Here is a 17,809-nt window from a genome sequence, read left to right as displayed (position 1 = left end):
ACGAGGTTGCAATGAAAACGAACACGGTCTGTCCGCAACAGGCATTTTGCGAGAAAACACTGCCATTCCAGGGCGATCCCCTGCTGTATGCCGGACTTTTCGCCGAGTCCGGGCTGGCGGAAGACTATCTGGTCTACGAACGGGGCGGGGAGTGGTTTTTGGGGTTCGGGGTGGCGGCCCGGCTGCGCTTCAACGTGCAAACCACGACGCTGGAAGCGGGAGAACAGGTGTTTTCCTGGCCCAGCGGCTCTGCCGCCGATTCCGTTGATCAGGCCTTGCGCTCCCTGCCGTTGGACAGATGGCGGGTTTACGGCATCGCCCATTTCGAGCTGGCGCGCCACACCTATCAACTGGATGCAACCGGGCCGGCGCACGATCTACTGCAACTGTTTGTCCCGGCCTATGAGGTGCACCTAAAGGATAATTGGGCGAGCTTGCGCGCCATGGAGGGCGAGCCCTTTCAACGCCTCGTCGATTTGTTTGCGTCCATCCAGCAGGAGGTTGTGCGGGATAACGGCCGGTCGCAACGGGTGATGAATCTCGAGGAGCGCATCCGCACCCGCCGGCTCGCGGTCCCGGATATGCGCACCTGCAATACCGAAGTCTACGGCCAGGCCGTGACCGAGGCGGTGCGGGAAATCTCCTCCCGCAACTACAAGAAGGTCATCCTTTCCCGCGCTATCCCGCTGGCGCGGCCGATCGACATGCCAGCCAGCTATGTGGCCGGCCGCCGACCGAACACCCCCGCCCGTTCCTACCTGCTCAAGCTGGACGGCCTGCAAGCCTGCGGTTTCAGCCCGGAAACCGTGCTCGAGGCCGATGCGGACGGCTGGGTCAGCACCCGTCCCTTGGCCGGCACCCGCTCCATGGGCGACAACGAGGAAGAGGAGTGCCGGCTGCGCGACGAATTGCTCAACGATACCAAGGAGGTCCACGAACACGCGGTTTCCGTCCAACTGGCCTTTGCCGAATTGTGCAAGGTCTGCCGGCACGGATCGGTTTGCGTCAACGACTTCATGTCGGTTTCCCGGCGGAACTCGGTGCAGCATCTGGCATCACGTCTCAAAGGGCAACTCGCAAACGGCTATACCGCCTGGCACGCCTTCGATGCGCTCTTTCCGGCGGTCACGGCCACCGGCATCCCCAAGAAAGAATCCCTGGCGGCGATAGCCCGGATGGAACCCTGCCCGCGCGGCCTGTATGCGGGATGCGTGATGGTGGCCGACCATACCGGCGCGCTCGATGCGGCCTTGGTGCTGCGGAGCGTCTACCAACAGGAGCAGCAGGCCTGGATGCAGGTGGGGGCGGGCATTGTCGAGAAATCCACCCCGGAACGGGAAATCGAGGAAACCTGCGAAAAGATCAGCAGCGTGTCCCGTTATTTGGTGCATGCGTGAACAACAGGTGCGCAGCGAACGGCCCAATACCGGATCATTCTCATTCCACCCCGAGGAGCAGGACAAGGCCGTGAATATTCTCGTTATCGGAGCCAGCCGCGGCATAGGCGCGCATCTGGTCGAACAGGCCTTGGCCGGCGGCCACCGGGTTACGGCCTTGGTTCGCAACCCGTCCACCTTCAAGCAAACCGGCGGCCTGTTGCAGGTGATGCAAGGCGACATCCGCGACCCGGATGCGGTGTACAGGGCCACGGTCGGGCAGGATGCGGTCGGTCTGACCATCGGCTGCCGGCCGAGTTGTACCCCCGTTTCCCTGTTTTCAACCGGCACGCTCCATGTCCTTGCCGCCATGCGGGCGCACAGGGTCGGGAAACTGGTGTGCGTCACCGGGATAGGTGCCGGGGACAGCCGGGGGCATGGCGGTTTCGTGTACGACAGGCTCATCCGGCCAATGCTGCTGCGCACCATGTACGACGACAAAGATCGTCAGGAGCGCGCCATCCGGGAATCCGACCGCGATTGGGTAATCGTGCGGCCGGGTTTTCTGACCAACGGTCCGTTGACCGGCGCCTATGCGGTGCGAGCCGACCTCGCCGGGGTCAGGGCCGGAAAAATCTCCCGGGCGGATGTCGCTCATTTCATGCTCGGCCAGATGACAGCCATGAACTGCCGGCACATGGCCCCATTGGTGACAACCTAGCGTAACAAGTCGACTTATCGATTGAAAGTACGGAGACTGTTTCTCCGATCCCCAGGCACGGCAGCCGCCGTGGTTCGTGTGTCTGGTTTCCATCCCGCCTTTTGGATCTGATTACAAGGAAAACGCCCATGTTCGACACGCCGCTCAATATGCCCCAGACAACCGCCCGCCCCATCCTCAGCCTTGCGGCAATGAGAAAGGATATCCAGGAGATGCTGTCCGAGGCCGTTGCCATCGGCATGGAGGACAATCTCGTCGAATTGGGATTGGATTCGATGCAGGTGATGCGCCTGGTCAACAAATGGCGGCGCGCCGGCATGGACGTGAGCTTTGCCGCCCTGATGGAACGGCCCCGGCTGGACCAGTGGTCCCGGTTTCTCACCCTGCGGCAAAACAGGAAAAAAGCCCTCCATGCCGAACTGCCGGAGGCTCAAGACCAAGGGCCCTTTGTCTTGAGCGACGTGCAGTACGCCTATTGGATCGGCCGTCGGCCGGATCAGCCCCTGGGCGATATTTCCTGTCACGCCTACCTTGAAATCGATGGCAAGGGCGTGGATCCCGAACGGCTGCATGGTGCCTGGCTGCGCGTGCAGCAGCATCACCCCATGCTCCGGGCCCGTTTTCTCGAACAGGGCGAGCAGGAAATCCTGGAGACTCCGTTCTCCTCCGCAATAACGGTGCATGACCTCCGCGACCATGCTCCGGCACAGCGAGAAGAGGCACTGGCAGCCACCAGGGCGCGCCTGTCGCATCGCCTGCTGCGCGTGGAGCTGGGGGAGGTGGCCGGGCTGGAATTGAGTCTGTTGCCGGAGCACCGCACCCGGCTGCATTTCGATCTTGACCTGCTGGTCGCCGACGTGCACAGTCTGCACCTCGTCCTCCGCGACCTGGCTCGCGCCTATGCGGGACAATTGCCCCTGGCGGCACCGGCTGACTGGAGTTTTGCCGCCTATCTTCGCCGGGAAGCCGCCAGCCAGGAACACAACCTGGAAACCGCCCGCCAATATTGGCAAAAACGTCTGCCCGAGCTTCCCGGCGCCCCCGGCCTGCCGCTTGCCCTCCAACCGGAAAAGATGCGGGCGCCTGCATTCACAAGGCGCCTGCATCGCCTGCCCCTGGCGGCCTGGCAACGATTGCAGCGCCAGGCCGCCAGCCATCATCTGACCCCGGCCATGGTGCTGTTGACCGCCTATGCCGAGGTGCTCGATCGCTGGAGCGCCACCTCGCGGTTTTTGATCAACATCCCGCTCTTTGACCGGCAGGAACATGCCGACGAGCTCGCCCACGTTGTCGCCGATTTCACCAACCTGCTGTTGCTGGCAATCGATTGCAGCCAGGTGCGGACCTTTGTCCAGCGGGCGCACGACATCCAGTCCCAATTCCACCAGGACGTGGCCCACGCGCGCTATTCCGGGGTGCAGGTGCTGCGCGATCTCGCCCGCCTGCGGACCGGAGAGAGGACCGCGGCGCCGGTGGTTTTTGCCTCGAATCTGGGGACGCCGCTGATCGGTCCCGAATGCAGGGAACAGCTTGGCAGGCTGCATTGGATGATCAGCCAGACCCCGCAGGTGTGGCTCGATTTTCAAACCTACGAGGACGAGGACGGACTGCTCCTGGCCTGGGACGCGGTGGACGCGCTCTTCCCGGAGGGTTTGGTCGACCGGATGTTTGCCGCCTATGCCCGGCTGCTCGACACCTTGACCGCCGATGCGGAACAGTGGCAGACCGCCTGCGACCTGCTGGCCGACTCGGCCCCGGCCAACCGTTGGCAACAGGCGCTGGCCTTGCCCGCAGCCGTGCCGGAAAAAACGGAACAATGCCTGCATCACGATTTCTTCCGCCACGCGGCCGCGACCCCGGAGCGCATCGCCTTGATCGATCCGCAGCGCGGTCCGATACGATACGGCCAGCTGGCCGACCAGGCACTCCGGGTGGCGGCCTTGCTCAAGCACCATGGCGTGGCCGGCAACGACGCGGTCGCCATCACCTTGCCCAGGGGCGCGGACCAGATCGCGGCCGCCCTCGGCATCCTGGCCCTGGGCGCAACCTATGTGCCGGTGGGCATCGACCAGCCCGCGTCCCGCCGTCAATCCGTGCACAGCCAGGCCGCCATCGCCCATGTCCTCACCGATTGCGACCGATTGTCCAGCCTGGCCTGGCCGCCGGACTGCATGCCGCTCGATATCGCCGCCGCCGACCCGATGCGGGCGCTGCCGCAGCCGATGGACGTGCATCCCGGCCAGTCGGCCTATATCATCTTCACCTCGGGTTCAACCGGGACGCCCAAGGGCGTGGAAGTCAGCCATCGGGCCGCCTGGAACACCGTCGACGACATCAACGACCGCTACGAGGTCCGGGAGACCGACCGGGTGCTGGCGGTTTCCTCTCTCGATTTCGACCTGTCGGTCTACGACATCTTCGGGCTGCTGGGCCGGGGCGGCTCCCTGGTTTTGGTTGGAGAAGAGCATCGACGCGATCCAAGCCAATGGCTGGAGCTGATACGCCGACACCAGGCGACCCTGTGGAATTCGGTACCGATGCTGTTGGACATGCTGCTGCACGTGGCGGAATCCACTGCATCGGATCCGTTGCCGCTGCGATTGGCGCTGCTCTCCGGCGATTGGATCGGGCTCGATCTGCCGGGCAGGTTGCGAGCCGCGGCTCCGTCTTGCCAAATGGTGGCTCTGGGCGGCGCCACCGAGGCGGCCATCTGGTCCAATGTGTTCGATGTCTCCTTGCCGCTGCCGAAACAATGGCAATCCATTCCCTACGGCCACCCCTTGCGTTCCCAGGCCTACCGGGTCGTCGACGAGTTGGGCCGCGATTGCCCGGATCACGTGGCCGGCGAGCTGTGGATTGGTGGCGCCGGGCTGGCCAAGGGCTATCGGGGCGCACCGGAGTTGACCGCCGAACGCTTTGTGGTGCGCGACAACCTTCGCTGGTACCGCACCGGCGACTTGGGACGGTACATGGCCGACGGCAATCTCGAATTTCTCGGCCGGCGCGATTTCCAAGTGAAGATCCGGGGGCACCGGATCGAAACCGGCGAAATCGAGACCCTGCTGCGCCGCCATCCCGGCGTGCAGGAGGCGGTGGTGACCGCAGTCGGCACGCCGGGCAAAAGCAGGCACCTGGCCGCCTATGTCGTGGCCGATTCGGCCGACGCCACGCTTTTCGACGAATTGGTGCAGGACGAGGACGAAGCAACCCGTCTTGCCCACGGTCTGGTGCAGGCCGGGCAACAACAGGCCGCCCGGCTGCCCGCTCCGGAGGTGCGCGAGGCATACACCCAATTCTGGCAAGGCATGGAAGACCTGGCAGTGCCGATGATTTGCCAGAGCTTCAACGCCATGGGCGTGTTCATCCGGGAAGGGGAGCGGTACACGCTTGATCTCTTGCTCAGGCGTTGCCGTATCAAGGACGAATATCGCCGCCTGCTGGGCCAATGGTTGGCGGTCCTGACCGAAGAGGGGCTGTTGCACCGGGAAGATGCCCAGACCTGGATCAGCACGCGGGCCCTGGCAGCAGCAACCTCACCGGAACAACTGGCCGCGCGCTGGGAGAAAATCACCGCCGCCGCGCAGCGGGATACCCACGCCGCCATCCTGCTCGATTACCTGCGGCAGTGCTGCGCCAGCCATCCCGCCCTGCTGCGGGGAGAACTCAACCCGCTGCAACTCTTTTTCCCCGAAGGTTCCTGGCATGTCACCGAAGCCCTCTATCAGCACAACCTCCTGGCCGACTACTACAACCGCATCGTCGGCCAAATCGTGGCGGCCATTGTCGCGGCCCTGCCTGCCGACCGCCCGGTGCGGATTCTGGAAATCGGCGCCGGCACCGGCGGCACCGCCGCCTCGGTCCTGCCGCATTTGCCGGCCAGCCGGACCCGTTACCTGTATACCGATATCACCGCTTTTTTCGTGGCCGGGGCCCAGGAAAAGTTCAAGGCTTATCCCTTTGTGGAATACCGGCAGCTCGATATCGACCGGGATCCGCTGCTGCAGGGATTCACGCCGCACAGTTTCGACCTGGTCCTGGCCGCCAACGTCCTGCACGACGCCCGCCATCTGAACACCACCCTGGCCGCGCTCGGTCGGCTGCTGGCTCCCGGCGGCCATTTCGTCATCCTCGAGGGCACCAAAAACATCCGCCTGCAAATGCTCAGCATCGGTTTTATCGAGGGACTGAGCCATTTTGCCGACGAACGGCTCAAGGACAACTTGCCCCTGGTGGCGGTGGACAAGTGGCAGGCCCTGTTGGCGGAAAGTGGCCTGGAGCCTCTGGCGACCTTTCCCGAGCGCAACGAACTGGGCGCCGCCTTTTTCGAGCAGCATGTGCTGGTGGCCCGGTCGCCGCTGCGGGTGCGGCAATTTTGCCCGGACCGGCTGAGTGCTTTTCTTGAACAACAGGTACCGTCCTATATGGTGCCGGCGATCTATACCCTGCTGGAAGCCTTGCCGCTGACCACAAACGGCAAGCTGGACCGGTCCGCCCTGCCACAGGTTGCCGTGCAGGAAGAGCGCACCGGCGGCGACCGCGCCCCCCAGGGGCCGCTGGAAACCAAGCTGGCGGCCGTTTGGCAGGAGGTGCTGTCGTCGCAACCTGGCCGACACGACAATTTCTTCGAGCTGGGCGGCGATTCCCTGTTGGCGATCCGGATCGTCACCCGGATCAAGAACGAGTTGGGACTGGCCCTGTCGCTGGAGCAGTTCTTCGCCAACCCGAGCCTGGCCGAACTGGCAAAAGCGCTGGGGCAAGACGACGGCCAATCTGCTGAAAAACCGGCCGTTTCCCCTGCATATCCGCCGTTGGTTCCAGATGTGCCCAACCGGCACGAACCCTTTCCGCTCACCGAGATCCAGCAGGCCTACCTGATCGGCCGCAGCGGCGACTATGTCCTGGGGCAGGTGGCCTCGCATTGCTACTTCGAACTCGATGTTGAAACGCTTGACCTCGAGCGCGCCAACCGCGCCTGGCAGCGGCTTATCGAGCAGCACGACATGATGCGGGCGGTGATGCTGGCCGACGGCCGCCAGCACATTCTTGCCCAGGTGGAACCCTATCGCATCCGGGTGCTCGACCTGCGGGATCACAGCCCCTCCCAGGCCGAAATCGAGCTGATGCGGCTGCGGAAGGCCATGTCCCACCAGGTGCTGCCCAGCGATCAGTGGCCGCTGTTCGATGTCCGGGCCACGCTTGTGCCCGGCCAGGGCGTGCGCCTGCACATCGGTTTCGACAATCTCATCTTCGACGGCTGGAGCATGTTCCACCTGCTCAGCGAGTGGCGGCGGCTCTACGACGAGCCCGAAGGCGCCCTGCCGGAGCTGGCGCTTTCCTTTCGGGATTATGTTCTGGCCCGAGAGGCCCTGCGCGATTCGCCCCACGACCGGAAAGACCGGGAATACTGGTTCGCCCGAATCCCGGAACTGCCGCCGGCACCGGAATTACCGCTGGCATGCGGCCCCGGCGAACTGAAGGAGCATCGTTTCACCCGCCTGGCGGATCGTCTCGATGCCGCAACCTGGCAGGCGTTGCGGCAAAAGGGCAGGGCGGCCGGCATCACTCCGTCCGGAATGCTGCTGGCGGTTTTTGCCGAAATTATCGCCTTTTGGAGCAAGAGTCCGCAATTTACCCTCAACCTGACCCAGTTCGACCGCTTGCCGCTCCATGCCCAGGTCAACGAGTTGATCGGCGATTTCACCTCGCTGACCCTGCTGGCGGTGGATAATGATGCGGGAGAACATTTCGTCGACCGGGCCCGCGCCCTGCAACGCCAGTTGTGGCAGGATCTCGACCATCCCCTGGTGGGCGGCGTCCAGATCCAGCGCGAACTGGCCCGACAGCGCAAGGAATACGGCGGCGGCTTCATGCCGATTGTCTTCACCAGCGCCTTGGGAGTCGATCAACTTGCCGATAACACCTCGGCCAACAACTGGCTGGGCCGACTGGTCTACAATATCAGCCAGACACCTCAGGTTTGGCTGGACCACCAGGTGTTCGAGCAGGACGGCGAACTGGTGCTCATCTGGGATGCCGTGGCCGGTTTGTTCCCGGAAAACATGCTGGAGCAGATGTTTACCGCCTACGGCCGCGTTCTCCGGCAACTGGCCGTTGACGAGGCGGCTTGGCAACAACGGCGGTTCGACCTGCTGCCGGCAAGCCAGCAGCAACACAGGGAAGAGATCAATGCCACCCGGGCGCCTGAATGCCATGAGCTGCTGCACACCCTTTTTGCAGCCCAGGTCGCAAAACGGCCCGACCATCCCGCAATCATCGCCCCCGGGCGCAGCCTGAGCTACGGGCAATTGGCGCGGCGATCCCGACATCTGGCCCTCTTGCTCCGCGACCGGGGCGCATCGGTGAACAGCCTGATTGCCGTGGTCATGGAAAAAGGGTGGGAGCAGGTGGTGGCGACGATGGCCGTTCTGGTTGCCGGCGGAGCCTATCTGCCCATCGATCCGTCCCAGCCGCGCGAGCGCCTGCACCATCTGCTGGCGGAAGGCGCGGTCCGCACCGTGCTCACCCAGTCGTGGCTGCTGCCGGTCCTGGATTGGCCCGAGGGGATCGAATCGATTGCTGTCGACGATCTTGACGAGGGCGAGGGGGAAACGCTCTTGCCCGCGCCGGTCCAAAAACCGGAAGACCTGGCCTATGTCCTCTACACCTCCGGTTCAACCGGCCAACCCAAGGGAGTGATGATCGACCATCGGGGCGCGGTCAACACCATTGTCGATATCAACCGTCGTTTTGCCGTGGGACCGGACGACCGGGTGCTGGCCCTGGCCAATCTGGGCTTCGACCTCTCGGTCTACGATATCTTCGGCGCCCTGGCCGCCGGCGCCGGCATTGTCCTGCCGGAAAGCGATGCGGTCAAGGAGCCGGCGCATTGGGTGGAGCTGATCCGGCGACACAAGGTCAGTATCTGGAATTCCGTGCCGGCCATGATGCGCATGCTGGTGGAACACCGGCAACAGACCGGCACTTTGTATCCGTCCCTGCGGCTGGCGCTGTTGAGCGGCGACTGGATTCCGGTGGACCTGCCCGCCAAGATTCGGACCATGACCGGCGGAGGTAGGGTGATCGCCCTGGGAGGCGCCACCGAAGCCTCCATCTGGTCCAATGCCTATCCCGTGGACCACGATGTCCCCGCCGACTGGAACAGCATTCCTTATGGCCGGCCACTGGCCAATCAACGGTTGTACGTGCTCGACGCGGCCATGCGGCTCAGGCCCGACTGGACGAGCGGGCAGCTCTACATCGGCGGCATCGGCCTGGCCCACGGATACTGGCAGGATGCCGACAAGACCGGGGCCGTGTTTTTGCGGCACCCGGACTCCGGCGAACGCCTGTACAAAACCGGCGACCTGGGCCGGTATCTGCCCTCGGGCGATATCGAGTTCCTCGGCCGTGAGGATCATCAGGTCAAGATCAACGGCTACCGGGTGGAATTGGGTGAGGTGGAGGCCGCCATCAAGAGCCATGCCGCAGTCCGGGAAGCGGTGGTCACCGTGGGGGCGGACAATCAATTGTGCGCGTTCCTGGCCCTGCAACCGGAATGGGACGAGCTGTCCCTGGTTCGTGAAATCGAGGCACAAGAGGCGGATGCGCGCTGGCAGGGCAGCCGGGCCGGCGCGGAACAACGGATACGGCTCGATAGGGGCCAAATCGACCCGGCGGCCCTGAAAACCTTGCACCGGACAATCGAACGGATGGCCCTGGCGGCCCTGGCCCGCATCCTGAACGCTCTGGGGCTGTTCGCGGGAACCGACAAGCCACGCCACACTGAGGAATTGCTCGAAAAGTCGAGAATTACACCCCGTTATCACGAGCTTTTCCGGCAATGGCTGGTCATTCTGGTGCGCGAGGGCTTGGTGCGGAAAGCAAACGATACCTTTGCTGCCGATCCTGTTGCCTGGCCCGAACCACCGCCGAGCCGCGCAATCGGCTCAACCGAACCGATTGCCGAAGACGGCAGTATTGCCACTGATGCGGCCGGGGCAATCCACGCCTGGCTGGACCGGGTCGAGCCGTTCTGCGTGCCGTTGCTGCGCGGCGAGCGGCAGGCGTTGGAGGTCTTTTTTGCCGAGGAAAACCAACTGACGCCGGAATCGCTGTCCGGCCTGTTGCCGGGCGCGGCCGAGACCCTGGACACCATGCGGGCCGTGGCCGGTGTCCTGGCCCGGCAGGCAACCGAGGCCAAGCCGCTCAGAATCCTCCACCTCGGCACCCGCAGCCTCAAGGCGGCCCGTGCCTGGCTGGACCAAGTGGCATCGTTGCCTGTCCATTGCACCTTCAGCGAGCAGTCACTCTTTTTTGTCGAGCACTTGCAGACAGCCTTTGCCGACTTGTCCTCGGTCGACATCCGCCTGCTCGACATCGACCGGGAACCGGTTCTGCAAGGATGGTCTCTCCATGCCTTTGACCTGATCGTCGCCGATCAGGCCCTGCATCGGGCCGGCGATATTCCCACCGCGCTCGCCAACCTCCAAAGCCTGCTCGCCCCCGGTGGCCTGCTGTTGGCGCGGGAAGGCACCGTGAACAGCCATCTGCAACAGCTCAGCGCCGCCTTGCTCGAGGAAGGTTTTCTCCGGTTCACCGACGAACGGGCCATTACCAGGCAACCGTTTTTAAACCACCACCGGTGGGCCGCTGTTTTGCAAGAGGCCGGATTTCATCGCGTCGAGGTGCCGTTCGGCGAGATGTCGACGACCCTGGGCCAGACCGTGCTCATGGCGCAAGCTCCGAATCGGGTCCGAGTTTTTGCCCCGGAGCTGCTCCAGGATTTCCTTGCCCATAAACTTCCGGACTACATGCGGCCGGCCCATTGCGTGTCGCTGACCGCCTTTCCCTTGACCGGCAACGGCAAGATCGACCGCAAGGCGCTGGTTGTGCCGCAGGGATTGGAACGCGGCGACACCGGTCAATTCACCGCTGCCGCCACGACAACGGAGCAGCAGCTGGCCGCGATCTGGGCGGATGTCTTGCAGCTGGAACAGGTCAGCGTGTCGGCCAATTTCTTCGAATTGGGTGGGGATTCGCTGTTGGCCACCCGGATCGCGGCCAGGGTGCGGGACCGATTCGAGGTCCAACTGCCCCTTCGCACGCTTTTTGCCCATCCGACCGTCCGCGAGCTGGCCGCCGGCCTGCAGATCGAGGCCAGAGATCCCCGGCCGGACAGCGCATCGAGAACGGATCTACCCCCAATCGTTGCCGATCCAGAAGGGGAACATCTACCTTTTCCGCTGTCCTCCGTGCAGCACGCCTATGTGGTCGGCCGCAGCGGCCTGTATCCCCTGGGCCGGGTCGCGGCGCACTGCTACTTCGAATACGACACCGTCGATCTGGATCTGCCCAGGGCCGAGGCCACCTGGCAACGCTTGATCGCCCACCACGGCATGCTGCGGGCCGTGTTTCTCGAAAACGGCACCAGCCAGCAGATTCTGGCCGAGGTGCCGAAATATCATTTGACCTGCCACGATTTCACCGCGCTTGCGCTTCCGGACGCCGAAAAGGGCCTGGCCGAGGTGCGGATGGAGATGTCGCACCAGGTGCTGCCCATCGACCGGTGGCCCCTGTTCGACGTGCGGGTCTCCCTGTACGGCCCCAACCGAGCCCGCATCCACATCAGCCTGGACAACCTGATTCTGGACGGCTGGAGCATGTTCCACGTCCTGAACGGCTGGTCGCGGCTCTATGCGGACCCCGCCGCTTCCCTGACCCGGCCGCAGTTGTCCTTCCGCGACTATGTGCTCAACGAGGCGGCAATCGGCAAAAGTGCCGCCTACCAGCGCGATCGGGCCTATTGGCTCGATCGGATGGAGCAACTGCCGCCGGCGCCGCAACTGCCCCTGGCCCGCCAGCCTCTTGCCGGCGACCGGTACCGGTTTCATCGGCTGCGCGAGGAGGTATCGAGCGAAAACTGGAGCAGCCTGAAGCAGCGGGCCCAGGCCATGGGCGTCAGTCCGTCCGGCCTGCTGCTGGCGGCCTATGCCGAGGTGCTGGGCACCTGGTCCGGCCAGTCGCGGTTCACCATCAACCTGACCATGTTCAACCGTCTGCCCCTTCATCCGCAGATCGACGCCATTGTCGGCGATTTCACCTCGCTTACCTTGCTGGCTGTGGACAGCGGCCAGGGCCGATCTTTTGCCCAACGCTGCCTCAACCTGCAACAACAACTCTGGGAAGATCTGGACCATCCCTGCTACAGCGGCGTCGAGCTGCTGCGGGAGATGGGGCAGGTTCAAGGCGGTGCCGGCGACGGCATGCCCATCGTCTTCACCAGCGCGCTCGGCCTGAGCCGGAGCGACGAGGATGCCATCGGTAAAAGCAGCCTGGGCGACTTTGTCTACGGCATTTCCCAAACCCCGCAGGTCTTGCTCGATCACCAGGCCTTTGAAATTTCGGGCCGGTTGCTGCTGGTCTGGGACACGGCCAGGGAATTTTTCCCGGATGGCATGATCGAGGATATGATGGCCGCCTATCTGGAACTGCTGCTCGGCCTGGCCACGGATGCCGATCTCTGGCAGCAGGACGAGGTGCTGCATCTGCCGGCCCGGCAGCGGGCCCGGCACCGGGCCATGAACGCCACCGCCGAAATGTTTGCCGGTCCGCAGTTGCTCCATGAGCTTTTTGCGGAACAGGCCGCCCTGCGGCCGGACCAACCGGCCGTTCTCGCGGGCCGGACCAGCATCAGCTATCGCCAACTGGCGGCCCATGCCGGCACGATTGGCCGCAGGCTCCGCGCGGCCGGGGCCGAACCCAACACCCTGGTTGCCATTGTCATGGACAAGGGGTGGGAGCAGGTCGCGGCCGCCCTGGGCATCCTCATGGCCGGAGCCGCCTATCTGCCCATTGCCGCCGACATGCCGCCCGAACGGCTGCACCATGTGCTTGCCGACGGCCGGGCGCGCCTGGTGTGCACCCAGGAGCATCTGCGGCATGCGCACCCCTGGCCCGACAGCGTCGAGCTGGTGGTGGCGACAGAACCGACCGAGGCGGATTTGGCCGCGCCCCTGCCGGATTGTGTGCAACAACCCGCGGATCTGGCCTACGTCATCTATACCTCCGGCTCGACCGGCCTGCCCAAGGGGGTAATGATCGACCACGGCGGCGCGGTCAACACCATCAAGGATATGAACCGGCGCTTCAAGGTGCGACCCGAAGACCGGATTTTAGGAATTTCCGCCCTGCATTTCGATCTCTCGGTGTACGACCTGTTCGGCACCCTGGCTGCCGGAGCCACCCTGGTGCTGCCGGATCCGGACGGCCTGAAGGACCCGGGCCATTGGTTGCGGCGCATGCGCGAGCATCGGGTCACCGTCTGGAACTCGGTGCCGGCCCTGATGCAAATGTTGGTGCAGTACGCCGAAATTCGGCCTGAGGAAATCACCGCCTCGCTACGGCTGGCGCTCTTGAGCGGCGACTGGATCGCGCCGGAGCTGCCCGCCGCGATCGAAACTCTCTATCCACAGGCCGAAGTGGTGGGGCTGGGCGGGGCCACCGAAGCCTCGATCTGGTCCATCTGCCATCCCATCCCGGCGGCCCACTCCCGAAAAGCGCCCATCCCCTACGGTCGGCCCATGGCGAACCAGAGGATGTATGTGCTCGACGAGACCTTGAAAGAATGCCCGGATTGGGTCCGGGGCGGGCTGTACATCGGCGGCGTGGGCCTGGCGCGGGGATACTGGGCCGATGCCGAGAAAACCAAGGCATCGTTTTTCATGCACCCCCGGACCGGCGAATGGCTGTATGCCACGGGCGACCGGGGACGGTACCTGCCGGACGGCACCATCGAGTTTTTGGGGCGCGACGACCACCAGGTCAAGATTCGGGGACACCGGATCGAACTCGGCGAGATCGAAACCGTGTTGAAATCCTTGCCCTCGTTGCGGGATGCGGTGGTGCAGCGGATCGAGCGCGAGGCAGCCAACCCGTTTCTGGCCGCCTGGCTGGTCGGTGCCGACGACAACGGCGCGGGGCCGGACGGCACGGCGATCAAAACCGCGCTGCGCGCCATCCTGCCCGAGTACATGGTTCCGGAAATATTGGTCTTTTTGCCGCAATTGCCGCTGACCGCCAACGGCAAGGTCGACCGCAAGGCTCTGGTGGTGCCGGAACATGCCGCCTTATGCCCGGACCGGCCGGGCGAGGAAACGGCGACCGAACAGGAAGCGGCGGTGGTCGCCATCTGGCAGCAGGTGTTGAAACAGTCGCGGATCGACCTGCATACCAACTTTTTCGAGGCCGGCGGCGATTCCCTCAACGCGGTGGAGCTGACCAACGCCTTTTTCAAGGCCTTCCAGGTGGAACTGTCGCTGACCGAGCTGTTCCAGGTGCCGACCGTTGCCGGCATGGCCAAGGCCCTGGCCGCGGTGGCGGGGGATGGTGCGGGTCAAGAGGAGCGTGTTCCGTTACCTCAGGTTCAGCCCGACTTGGACGCACGGCACCAGCCATTTCCGCTCACCGACGTCCAACAGGCCTATTGGCTGGGCCGCAGCGCTGTCTATGAATTGGGTAACGTGGCCACCCATACCTATTTCGAGATCGAAACCGTGGACATGGACCCGGTACGGCTCGAACGCGCCTGGCACAAAGTGGTGGCCCGCCACGAGATGCTGCGGGCAGTCCTACTGGTCGACGGCCGTCAACGCATCCTGAAAACCGTGCCGGAGTCCCCTTTCCGGACCGAGGATTTCAGGGAGCTGGGCCCCGAAGCCCGGCTGGAGGCCCTGCTGGCGATACGCAAGGAAATGGAGCAGCAGATGCACCCGGTCGACACCTGGCCGCTGTTCGACATCCGGATCAGCCGGATCGACGAGGCCACCAATCGACTGCATTTAAGCTTCGACGCCCTCATCCTGGACGGGTGGAGCATGGGGATCATTTTTACGGATTGGAGCCGTTTTTATCGGGAATCCGACCCGGTGCTGCCGCCGCTGGAGCTGTCCTACCGGGATTATGTCCTGGCGGATGCGGCCTTCAGGGAAACCCCGCTCTTTCGCCGCGACCGGGAGTATCATCTGGCCCGGCTGGCCGATCTACCTCCGGCCCCGGTCCTGCCGCTGGCCATGCCTCTTGCCCAGGTCGATCGGCCGCGCTTTCGGCGGTTGAGCCGGCGGTTTCCCTCCGCTTTGCGGGAAAGCCTGCAAACCAAGGCCAGCCAACGGAACCTGACCCTGGCCGGGGTGTTGCTGACCGCCTATGCCCACGTTCTGGCCACCTGGAGCAACAGCGAAACCTTTACCGTGAATGTCTCCTTTTTCAACCGCTTGCCGCTGCATCCCCAGGTGATGGATATTGTCGGCGATTTCACTTCGGTGCAGCTGTTGCCGGTCCGTCGTTCACCGGAAGAGGCATTTTTCCGGCAAGCCGGCGCGATCCAGCAGGAACTCTGGCAGGGACTCGATCACCGCTATTTCGGCGGCGTTCGGGTGCTGCGCGAGCTGGCTCGACAGCGCGGCACGCCCCAGGCGGCCATCATGCCGGTGGTGTTCACCAGTTTCCTCGGCATGGAGCAGAACGATCGGGACGACCACCAGGCTATCGGCCTCTTGGGCCGGATGATCCACAATGTCAGCCAGACGCCCCAGGTGGTGCTCGACAATCAGGTGGGCGTGTTCGAGGGCGAGCTGGCCGTGCATTGGGACCATGTGGTCGATGTATTCCCGGACGGCCTGGTCGAGGCGATGTTTGCCGCCTATTGCCGCCTTGTGGAGCAATTGGCCGGGGACGAGGACGCCTGGAACGATCCGTTGCCAGCCAGCCTGCCTGCCGGACAGCAGGTGCGACGAACCGGAGTCAATGCCACCGAAACCGCAGCGCCGCCGGAATTACTGCATGAATTGTTTCTGCGCCAAGCGCGGCAAAATCCGGCCAAAACCGCGGTGATCGACACTCGGAGCCGCCTCAGTTATGGCGAGTTGGCGGACCGCGCCGAACAATTGGCCTCGCTTCTTGCCCGACAGGGAGTAGGCACAAACGAACTGGTCGCGGTGGTCATGGAAAAGGGCTGGGAGCAGGTGGCGGCCGTGCTGGGCACGCTGATCGCCGGGGCGGCGTATTTGCCCATTGCTCCCGACCTGCCCGCCGAGCGCCTGGCTTTTCTTTTGGAAGACGGCCGGGTCCGATATGCCCTGACCCAGCCCTGGTTGCTGGACAGCCTGCAATGGCCGAAGACCGTTACTCCTTTGGCGGTACGCGAGGACAATGCGGTCGACAACGGCCCGTCGGTTGCGCCCCGGCCGGAGCTGCGCCAGGACCATCTGGCCTATGTCATCTATACCTCCGGTTCCACCGGCCGGCCCAAGGGGGTGATGATCGATCATCGGGGTGCGGTGAACACCATTGCCGATATCAACCGGCGCTGGGCAATCGGCGGCGACGACCGGATTCTGGGCCTGTCGCAACTGCATTTCGATCTGTCGGTCTACGATATTTTCGGCACCCTGGCCGCCGGGGCAACCCTGGTGCTGCCGCATCCCACTCAAGGCAAGAATCCCGCCCATTGGCTTGAGCTCATGCAAAAGGAAAAGATCACGGTGTGGAACTCCGTACCGGCCCTGATGCGGATGTTGGTGGCTTTTGTCCAAGGCAGGGAAGACACCGCACTGCCGGATTTGCGCCTGGCCCTGCTCAGCGGCGACTGGCTGCCCACGGATCTGCCCGCCGGCATCCGCACCCTGGCGCCCCAGGCGCGTCTGGTCAGCTTGGGCGGCGCCACCGAGGCCTCGATCTGGTCGATTTATTTTGCCGTGGACGCCGACACCACGGCCTGGCCGAGCATTCCCTACGGTTTTCCCCTGGCGAACCAGAAAATGCATGTGTTGGACCAAGAGCTGCGGGACTGCCCGGACTGGGTCGCGGGCGAGCTGTATATCGGCGGCATCGGCCTGGCGCGGGGATATTGGCAAGACCGGGACAAAACAACGGCCAGTTTCATCGTACATCCGCAAAGCGGCAAGCGCCTGTACCGCACCGGCGATCTGGGCAGGTATTTGCCCGATGGCGCCATCGAGTTTCTCGGCCGGAAGGATTTTCAGCTGAAAATCAACGGCTACCGCATCGAACCTGGCGAGATCGAAGCGGCCCTGAAACGTCATCACCAGGTGGAAGAAGCCCTGGTGCTGGGCTTCGATACCGGCAGGAACGAGGAAAAACACCTGGTCGCCTATCTGGTGGGCGCAGCCGACGGTCCTTCACTCGAACCCGAGGCGCTGACGGTCTTTCTCCGCTCCCTGTTGCCCGATTACATGATCCCAGCCGAGATGCGAGTGCTGGCAGCCATGCCTCTCAGCGACAACGGCAAGGTGGATCGCCGCGCCCTGCCGCCACCGCGCATCCTGGCATCGGCGCCGGCCGGCATTCTCCCGATGCGGCCGTTGAGCGAGGAGGAACAAAAAATTGCCGGGGTGGTGGCCGAGGTACTCGATCTGAACGAGGTCGATCCGACGGCGCAGTTCTTCGCCTTGGGCGCCAATTCGCTCGATATCGTGCGCATGCAGAACCGACTCAACCGCCTGCTCGAACGCGAGGTCAGCGTGGTGGATTTCTTCACCCACCCGTCGGTTGAACAATTGGCCCGCTTCCTTGCAAAACCGGCAGGCCAAAGCGACCGACAGCAACCGCCGCAGGCTGCCGGCCGGGCAAAACGGCGCGGCGCTTCGTTGCGGAGAAGGACCACCGGAACGCAATCGTGATGGAAATCCATGAATAA

Annotated in this window: 3 protein-coding genes; all 3 read left to right on the top strand. The window is 64.0% G+C overall.

Translation table 11 applies throughout. From position 1 onward, the window contains the following. The first annotated feature begins 11 nt into the window (after positions 1-11). The 3 genes from RMR13_RS01510 (at position 12) to RMR13_RS01500 (ending at position 17,792) form a co-directional block, all read left to right on the top strand. The gene (locus RMR13_RS01510; protein WP_310598878.1) at positions 12-1,397 is read left to right on the top strand and encodes a salicylate synthase; all 1,386 of its coding nucleotides are present in this window, start codon (positions 12-14) and stop codon (positions 1,395-1,397) included. 70 nt (positions 1,398-1,467) lie between these two features. Beyond that, positions 1,468-2,097, top strand: a complete 630-nt coding sequence (locus RMR13_RS01505; RefSeq protein WP_310598877.1) for an SDR family oxidoreductase — start codon at positions 1,468-1,470, stop codon at positions 2,095-2,097. Between the two features lie 128 nt (positions 2,098-2,225). Further along, on the top strand, positions 2,226-17,792 hold the full coding sequence (locus RMR13_RS01500) for a non-ribosomal peptide synthetase (protein WP_310598876.1): 15,567 nt from the start codon (positions 2,226-2,228) through the stop codon (positions 17,790-17,792). The last annotated feature ends 17 nt before the right edge of the window (positions 17,793-17,809 follow it).

Source organism: Desulfobulbus sp. (assembly GCF_031547805.1).
Taxonomy (GTDB): domain Bacteria; phylum Desulfobacterota; class Desulfobulbia; order Desulfobulbales; family Desulfobulbaceae; genus Desulfobulbus.
This window is presented reverse-complemented; position numbering and strand designations above follow the sequence as displayed.